This is a genomic window from Rhodococcus sp. (in: high G+C Gram-positive bacteria) (assembly GCF_049299235.1).
GTDB lineage: Bacteria > Actinomycetota > Actinomycetes > Mycobacteriales > Mycobacteriaceae > Rhodococcus.
This window is the reverse complement of sequence record NZ_JBAQXC010000093.1, coordinates 1-8,473: the sequence shown is the minus strand read 5'-3', so window position 1 is coordinate 8,473 and position 8,473 is coordinate 1. Positions and strand designations below refer to the sequence as shown.

The 8,473-nt window shown below is 67.8% G+C and carries 5 protein-coding genes; all 5 read right to left on the bottom strand.

Annotated features, from left to right (window positions below):
• A partial coding sequence (locus WAX14_RS05230; RefSeq protein ID WP_422627029.1) for a translation initiation factor IF-2 N-terminal domain-containing protein occupies positions 1-3,035 on the bottom strand: 3,035 nt, incomplete at its 3' end.
• Between the two features lie 386 nt (positions 3,036-3,421).
• Entirely contained in the window at positions 3,422-3,841 is a 420-nt protein-coding gene (gene ndk / locus WAX14_RS05225; RefSeq protein WP_422627028.1) for a nucleoside-diphosphate kinase, read from the bottom strand.
• A gap of 18 nt (positions 3,842-3,859) precedes the next feature.
• A complete protein-coding gene (locus WAX14_RS05220) occupies positions 3,860-4,270 on the bottom strand; it encodes a DUF4233 domain-containing protein (protein WP_422627027.1) in 411 nt (136 codons plus the stop codon).
• Positions 4,267-5,688 (bottom strand): bifunctional tetrahydrofolate synthase/dihydrofolate synthase, encoded by a 1,422-nt coding sequence (gene folC / locus WAX14_RS05215; protein ID WP_422627026.1) that lies wholly within the window; start codon positions 5,686-5,688, stop codon positions 4,267-4,269. Before folC ends, WAX14_RS05220 begins: the two co-directional genes overlap by 4 nt.
• On the bottom strand, positions 5,685-8,342 hold the full coding sequence (locus tag WAX14_RS05210) for a valine--tRNA ligase (RefSeq protein WP_422627030.1): 2,658 nt from the start codon (positions 8,340-8,342) through the stop codon (positions 5,685-5,687). Before WAX14_RS05210 ends, folC begins: the two co-directional genes overlap by 4 nt.
• Positions 8,343-8,473: the final 131 nt, after the last annotated feature.

Here is an 8,473-nt window from a genome sequence, read left to right as displayed (position 1 = left end):
GCACCGGTGTGTACCGGTTCGGCCGTGGGCACCTCGGCGACAGTCGTTGTCGGGATGACGAAGACGGTCCCGGCACTGTCACTGTCCCCGACCGGCGCGGCGGCCGCGCGGGACACCCGGCGGGCACGGCGCCGACGCGGCGCTTCAGGCTCCACCGGCGCTTCAGGCTCCACCGGCGCTTCAGGCTCCACCGACGCAACCTCCGCCTCTACCAGCGGTGCAGCGGACTCGTCCGGCGTCGCCTGAGCCTCTCCTGTCTCGATATCACCGACCGACTCGGCTGCGCTCGCATCAGGTACCTCGATTGCGGCAACCGTCCCGGCATCGATCACCGCGGGATCCGGCATGCTCTCGGGAGTACCGTCGATGCTCGACTCGGCACCGTGGTGGGCGGCCATCGCGAGCGCGACCGGATGCGCCCGGCGCACCGCCGCCTCTTCCTGCGTCACATGATGATGGGCTGCGGGTTCCACCGGCTCGGGCTGTGCCTGCGGCGACTCCTGGCCTGCCCCACGATCACGGTTGCGTTTGCGCCGCGATCCGCCGCCCTCCGACTTCGACCGGCCCGACTCGTCGGCCGGCTTCGATTCGATCGGATCGGAATGGACGATCAGACCGCGACCGTGGCAATGCTCACAGGTGGTCGAAAACGCCTCGACGAGGCCGGTTCCGAGCCGCTTGCGGGTCATCTGAACCAGACCCAGTGAGGTCACCTCGGACACCTGATGGCGGGTGCGGTCACGTCCGAGGGCCTCGGTGAGGCGGCGCAACACCAGGTCACGGTTCGATTCGAGCACCATGTCGATGAAGTCGACGACGATCATGCCGCCGATGTCCCGCAACCGCATCTGCCGCACGACTTCCTCGGCCGCTTCGAGATTGTTGCGGGTGACCGTCTCCTCGAGGTTGCCGCCGGCACCGGTGAACTTGCCGGTGTTGACATCCACGACGGTCATCGCTTCGGTGCGGTCGATGACGAGTGTGCCGCCGGACGGCAGCCACACCTTGCGATCGAGTGCCTTGGCGAGTTGTTCGTCGATGCGGTAGGCACCGAACACGTCGACGCTGCTCGAACCGGTGTACTGCTCGACGCGCGGCAGCAGGTCCGACGCCACGGTGCGAATGTAGTTCTCGACGGTGCGCCACGACGTGTCGCCTTCGATGACCAGCTTCGAGAAATCCTCGTTGAACAGGTCGCGGACGACCTTGACGAGCAGGTCCGGCTCTTCGTACAGCGTCTTGGGATGGCCGGACGCGTCCGACTTCACCTTCGCGGCGTGCTCCTCGATCGCGGCCCACTGCGATTGAAGGCGGGTGACGTCGCGCGACAGTTCCTCTTCGCTGACGCCCTCGGCGGCAGTGCGGATGATGACGCCGGCCTCGGCCGGGACGATCTCGCGCAGGATCTCCTTGAGACGCTTGCGTTCGGTATCCGGGAGCTTGCGGCTGATGCCGGTCGACGAACCGCCTGGCACATACACCAGGAAGCGGCCCGCGAGGCTGATCTGTGTGGTCAGTCGGGCACCCTTGTGCCCGACCGGGTCCTTGCTGACCTGCACGACGACCTGATCGCCGGGCTTGAGTGCCTGCTCGATCTTGCGGGAATTGCCGCCGAGTCCAGCCGCTTCCCAGTTGACCTCACCGGCATACAGCACGCCGTTGCGACCGCGTCCGATGTCGATGAACGCCGCTTCCATCGACGGGAGCACGTTCTGCACGCGGCCCAGGTAGATGTTGCCCACCATGGACGCCGAATTGGCGCTGGTGACGAAATGCTCGACGAGAATGCCGTCCTCGAGCACCGCGACCTGTGTCATGCCGGCATGGGTGCCCTCGGTGCGCTCACGCACGACCATGACACGGTCGACGGATTCGCGGCGGGCGAGGAACTCGGATTCGGTGAGGATCGGCGGGCGGCGGCGTCCTGCCTCGCGACCGTCACGGCGGCGCTGTCGCTTCGCTTCCAGCCGCGTCGAACCGCTGATGCCCTGGACCTCGTCCTTCGCAGGACGGGCCTTGCTGCGCGGTTCACGCTCGTGGATGACGGTGGGAACGGAATCTTCCTCGGTGGCGGTGTCCGCGGTCTCGCTGCCCTTGCGGCGACGGCGACGACGGCGACGGCGCGAGGTGCCGTCGCCCTGCTCGTCGTTGTCGCCGGACTCCGCAGCGTCCTCGGGTTCCGCTGCGTCGTCGGCCTCCGCTTTGTCGGCCTCTACAGCTTCGCCGGACTCCGCAGCGGACTCAGGCACTTCGGCGGACTCTGACACTTCGGCGGACTCCGACTCGCGTGCTACGGCGCTGTCGGTGTCGGTGCTCTCGGTGTCGTCTCCGCCTTCGGCGGTCTCGCCGCGACCGCGACCCCGACCGCGACGTCCGCGCCGACGACGGCGCGGATGATCGTCGTCACCGTCGGCGGTGTCCGTGGGAACGTCCTCGGTGGGCGCCTCCTCGACAGGAGCGTCGTCGGACTCGACGGCCTGCTCGGCCGGCGCCTCGGCGGCGCGACGCGCACGACGACGACGCGGGATGCTCTCGGCGGGAGGCGTCGACTCCGGCTGCAAGAACAACGGCACATCGACCGGCTGCTCCACGGGGGCTGCGGACTGCGGGGCCTCGAACAGCGGTGTGTCCTGCACCGGGGAAGTGAACAGGGACGCAGTACTGACGAGGTGATCTCCGGATGCGGCGGCGGGCTCGGGCGCCGATTCTTCCTGGGCTTCCGGTTCGACCTGGGCTTCCGGCTCGACCTGTGGTTCCGGCTCGACCTGTGGTTCCGGCTCGACCTGGGGTGCCACCTCGGTGGGTGCGCCCTCGTCGGCCGGTGGTGCGTTCAGCGCGACGCGAATCTGCTCGGCGGCATCCCTGTGCAGGGTCGAGTGGGCACTGCGCAGTTCGTGCCCGAACTCGGCGGCCTTCGCAATGACCTGTTTGCTGGTCAGTCCGAGCAGCTTGGCGAGGGCGTGCACGCGAATCTTCGCGGGCAGCTCCGCTGCGGCTTCGGTGGAATTGTTGTCCTGCGGCACTTGATCGGCCACGTAAGTCTCCTAAGACCCCCGGGCGCGTCCACCGCACAAGAAAGCAATGTGACGCGGCCACGCGGGGGCGCAGCTTGTGTGCTCGCACCCCTCGGGCGCGAGATCCCTGGTCGTGCATCGCTCGATCGTCCGGTGCCCGTTTTCACCGTGCGGCCCAGCGTTGCCTGGTTTGATCGCGAATCGAGCGCCGGAACATCCAGCATGTCGCCGAGCGAGGAGTCTCCTACGCTTCTCGGCCACCGCGATGTCGGGCATCGATCCGTGATGTCGTCGGCCGTTCCGCACGTGTTCATGCGGAGCAACCTCGCCCAGTATCCCACACAGGACTGCCCGGATACGCCAACGGCGCCCCGAAGGGCGCCGTCGACACGGAAACAATCGCGAACTCAGACGCCCGCCAGCTCCGGGAACCACAGCGCGATCTCGCGCTCGGCGGACTCGACCGAGTCGGAGCCGTGCACGAGGTTCTCCCCTGCCTCCAGACCGAGGTCGCCGCGGATCGAACCGGGAACGGCCTTCTCGACCGGATCGGTGCCGCCGGCGAGCTGCCGGAACGCAGCGATCGCGCGTGGGCCTTCGAGCACCACCGCGACCAGCGGACCACCGGTAATGAACTCGATCAGCCCCGGGTAGAAGGGCTTACCCTCGTGTTCGGCGTAGTGCGTTCCGGCAACCTCGACGGTCGCGGTACGCAGTTGCAACGCCACGATGCTCAGGCCCTTGCGCTCGATGCGCGAAAGGATCTCTCCGACATGACGGCGTGCGACGCCGTCGGGCTTGATCAGTACCAGTGTCCGTTCAGTCACGCCGAACAGCGTAAAGGTTCAGTCGCGCTGCCCCGGGAGCAGACCCCGCGCCTCCCGTTCCTTGATGTCCTTGCGCAGGTAGAGCAGATATGCCCAGACCACCGAGAACAGCACGCCCACCGCACCGAGCGCCGGGTCGATGAAGAAGCCGAGCAGCGTCAGCACCTGCAGACCCAGGTTGAACGGAATCGCCCACGAACGGCCCTGCACGCCCGCGCCGAGGAACATCAGCACCGCCAGCACCACGATGTAGCCGAGGGAGAACCCGTCGAGTCCACCACCGACGGCCGCGACGACCGGCAGCACGAGCAGTACCACGATCGCCTCGAGCACCAACGTGCCTGCCATGACGCCGCGGAAACCCTTCCACGGGTCCTTCGCGGGCGGCCGGATCCCGGGGTCCTGCCCGTCCGGGCTGTCGTTGCTCACGCTGGATCCTTTCCGAACAGACTGCGGGCGGCGCCGGCGGTGACGACCGATCCGGTGACCACGACACCCGCCCCCGATACTGCCTCACCGGGTTCGGCGACCTCCTCGGCGAGGGCGATCGCCGTCTCGATCGCATCGGGCAACGTCTCGGCCGTCACCACACGTTCGTCGCCGAACCGGGCGACGGCGAGATCGGCGAGGTCGTCGACGCTCATGGCACGCGGCGACCCGTTGTGGGTGACGACGATCTCGTCGAACACCGGCTCGAGGGCTTCGAGCAGCCCGCGGACATCCTTGTCGGCCATCACCGAGATCACACCGACGAGCTTGCGGAAGTCGAACTCGTCGGCCAGCGCCGCCGCGAGCGCCTTCGCACCATGCGGGTTGTGCGCGGCGTCGAGGAACACCGTCGGTGCGCTGCGCACCCGTTCGAGCCGGCCCGGGTTTACCACGGATGCGAACGCGTCACGCACAGCGTCGACGTCGAGTTGCCGGTCGGGTCCGGCCCCGAAGAACGCCTCGACCGCGGCGAGCGCCAAGGACGCGTTGAACGCCTGATGTTCGCCGTGCAGCGGCAGGAAGATGTCGCTGTACACGCCGCCGAGCCCCTGCAGCTCCAACTGTTGGCCGCCGACGGCGATCTGCCGTTGCAGCACCGTGAACTCCGAACCCTGCCGCGCGACCGCGGCATCGGACTCGACGGCCTGCCGCAGCAGCACCTCCATCGCTTCCGGTTCCTGCTGCGCGATGATCGCGACGGTGTCGCGGGGCACCAGATCGTCCGGACGGGCCGGCTTGATGATCCCGGCCTTCTCCCCCGCGATCTCGGTGAGGGTGTCGCCGAGATAGCCGGTGTGGTCGATGCCGATCGGGGTGATCACCGCGACCTGACCGTCGACGACGTTGGTGGCGTCCCAGCGACCGCCGAGACCGACCTCGACGACGGCGACATCGACGGGCGCGTCGGCGAACGCGGCGAACGCCATCGCGGTGGTGACCTCGAACTTGCTCATCTTCGGGCCGCCCGCGGCCTCGGACTGCTGGTCGATCATCCGCACGTACGGGTCGATGTCGCGGTAAGTGTCGACGTAGGTGCGCGGCGAGACCGGCACCCCGTCGATACTGATCCGTTCGATGGCCAGTTGCAGATGCGGGCTCGTGGTGCGGCCGGTACGCCGGTGCATCCGGGTCAGCAGCGCGTCGATCATCCGGGTCACCGACGTCTTACCGTTGGTGCCGGCGACGTGGATGACCGGATAGCCGTGCTGCGGCGACCCGAGCAGGTCCATGAGCGCGGCGATGCGGGTCAGTGACGGTTCGATCTTCGTCTCGGGCCAGCGCTGGTCGAGTTCGGCCTCGACCAGCGTCAGCTCCGCGAGGTCGACCGGGGACGGCCCCCCGGGCTGGTCGATGCTCACGCCTGCCCCAGCTCCGCCAGTCGCGCGGTGAAGCGGGCGATCTCCTCTTCGGCGATCTGCTTGCGCGCGGTGATCTTCTCGACCACCGGGGCGGGGGCCTTCGCGAGGAACGCCTCGTTGCCGAGCTTCCCGGACGTGCCGGCCAGTTCCTTCTCGGCGACCGCGAGATCCTTTCGCAGGCGCGCGATCTCGGCGGCGACGTCGATGGTGCCGGAGGTGTCCAGCTCGACCGTGACGGTCGCCCGGGACAGGCGCACCTCCACAGACGCGGTCGCGGCGAACCCGTCCTCGGGGTCGGTGAGGCGGGCCAGCGACCGCACAGCCGCAACCTGCGCGGTGAGGTCGGCGGCGTCGATCGCGGCGATCCGCGCCGCGACCTTCTGCGACGGTTTGAGCCCCTGGTCGCTGCGGAAGCGGCGCACCTCGGTGACGAGTTTCTGCATGTCCTCGACGCGTCGGGCCGCGTCGGCGTCGGCAGCCTGTGCGCTCGCGGCGGGCCACGACGCGACGACCAGCGATTCACCGCCGGTGAGCACCTTCCACAGTGTCTCGGTGACGAACGGGATAACCGGGTGCAGCAGGCGCAGCAGCGAATCCAGCACGGTGCCGAGCACGGCACGGGTGTGCGCGGCCCGGTCTCCGTTCTCGGCGAACTGTACCTTGGCGAGTTCGAGGTACCAGTCGCAGACCTCGTCCCACGCGAAGTGGTACAGCGCCTCGCACGCCTTGGAGAACTCGAACTTCTCGAACGCCGCGTCGACGTCGGCGCGGACCTGCTCGAGCCGGTCCAAGATCCAGCGGTCGGCGTCGGTCAGGTCCCCGCGCGCGGGCAGTTCGGCGACGACGGCGCCGTTCATCAACGCGAACTTCGTGGCGTTGAACAGTTTGTTGGCGAAGTTGCGGGAGGACTGGGCGTGGTCCTCACCGACGGCGAGGTCGCTGCCGGGGTTCGCGCCGCGCGCGAGGGTGAAGCGCAGGGCGTCGGCGCCGAAGCGGTCGACCCAGTCGAGCGGGTCGATGCCGTTGCCGCGGGATTTCGACATCTTCTTGCCGAACTGGTCGCGGACCAGGCCGTGCAGGAACAGGTCGGTGAACGGGACCGGGCCGAGGCCCTCGTCGTCGGACACGTAGGTGCCGAACATCATCATGCGGGCGACCCAGAAGAACAGGATGTCGTAGCCGGTGACGAGAACGCTGGTGGGGTAGAACTTTTCGAGCTCGGCGGTCTGCTCGGGCCAGCCCATCGTGGAGAACGGCCACAGGCCCGAGGAGAACCACGTGTCGAGCACGTCGGGGTCCTGCTCCCAGCCGTCGGGGGCGGTCTCGTCGGGGCCGAAGCATTCGACCTGACCGTCGGGGCCGTACCAGATCGGGATGCGGTGGCCCCACCACAGTTGCCGGGAGATGCACCAGTCGTGCATGTTGTCGATCCAGTCGAACCAGCGCGGTTCTTGACTCTTGGGGTGAATCACCATGTCGCCGTTGCGGACCGCGTCGCCCGCCGCCTTCGCGAGGGTCTCGACCTTCACCCACCACTGCATCGACAGGCGCGGCTCGATGGTTTCGCCGGACCGCTCGGAATGCCCGACGCTGTGCACGTAGGGACGTTTCTCGGCGACGACGCGCCCCTGCTCGGCGAGCGCTTCACGGATCTTCACGCGGGCTTCGAAACGGTCCATTCCGTCGAAACGTGTTCCGCTGTCGGCGATCTTGCCGGCCTTGTCCATGATGGTCGGCATCGGCAGGCTGTGCCGCAGACCCATCTCGAAGTCGTTGGGGTCGTGCGCCGGAGTGATCTTCACGGCGCCGGTGCCGAACGCGGGGTCGACGTAGTCGTCGGCGATGATCGGGATCTGCCGCTCGGTGATCGGATGGAAGATCGTGGTGCCGACCAGGTGTCGGTAGCGCTCGTCGTCGGGATGGACGGCGACGGCGGTGTCGCCGAGCATTGTCTCCACGCGGGTGGTCGCGACGACGACGTGCGGTTCGTCGTCGTCGAGGGAGCCGTAGCGCAGGGAGACGAGTTCGCCGTCGACCTCTTCGAATTTGACTTCGATGTCGGAGATGGCGGTTTGCAGCACCGGCGACCAGTTGACCAGTCGTTCGGCGCGGTAGATGAGCCCGTCGTCGTACATGCGTTTGAACATGGTCTGCACGGCGCGGGACAGGCCCTCGTCCATGGTGAAGCGGTCGCGGGACCAGTCGACGCCGTCGCCGATGCGGCGCATCTGGCCCGCGATGGTGCCGCCGGATTCGCGTTTCCAGTCCCACACCTTGTCGATGAACGCCTCGCGGCCGAGGTCTTCCTTCTTCTTCCCGTCGGCGGCGAGTTGCTTCTCCACGACGGTCTGGGTGGCGATGCCGGCGTGGTCCATGCCGGGCAGCCACAGCGTCTCGAAACCTTGCATGCGTTTGCGGCGAGTCAGCGCGTCCATCAGGGTGTGGTCGAGGGCGTGGCCCATGTGCAGGCTGCCGGTGACGTTCGGTGGCGGCAGCACGATGGAATAGCCGGGCTTGTCGCTCGTCGGATCGGCCCGGAAGTACCCGGCATCTACCCAGCCCTGGTAGAGATCGGCCTCGACAGCGCTGGGGTCCCAGCTCTTGGGGAGGGCGTCGGCGGGATTCTGCGGGTTCTCTGGCGCACTGGTCACCAGGCAATCTTAGTGTGCATCTGAAAACTCGGTGAGCATCGGCGTGTGACGGGCCGGATACCGGCGAACTCCTGGTAGGCCAGTGAGTGCTTACGTCCCTGCCCTACCAGGAGCTCACTTGCCATCATCGCCTA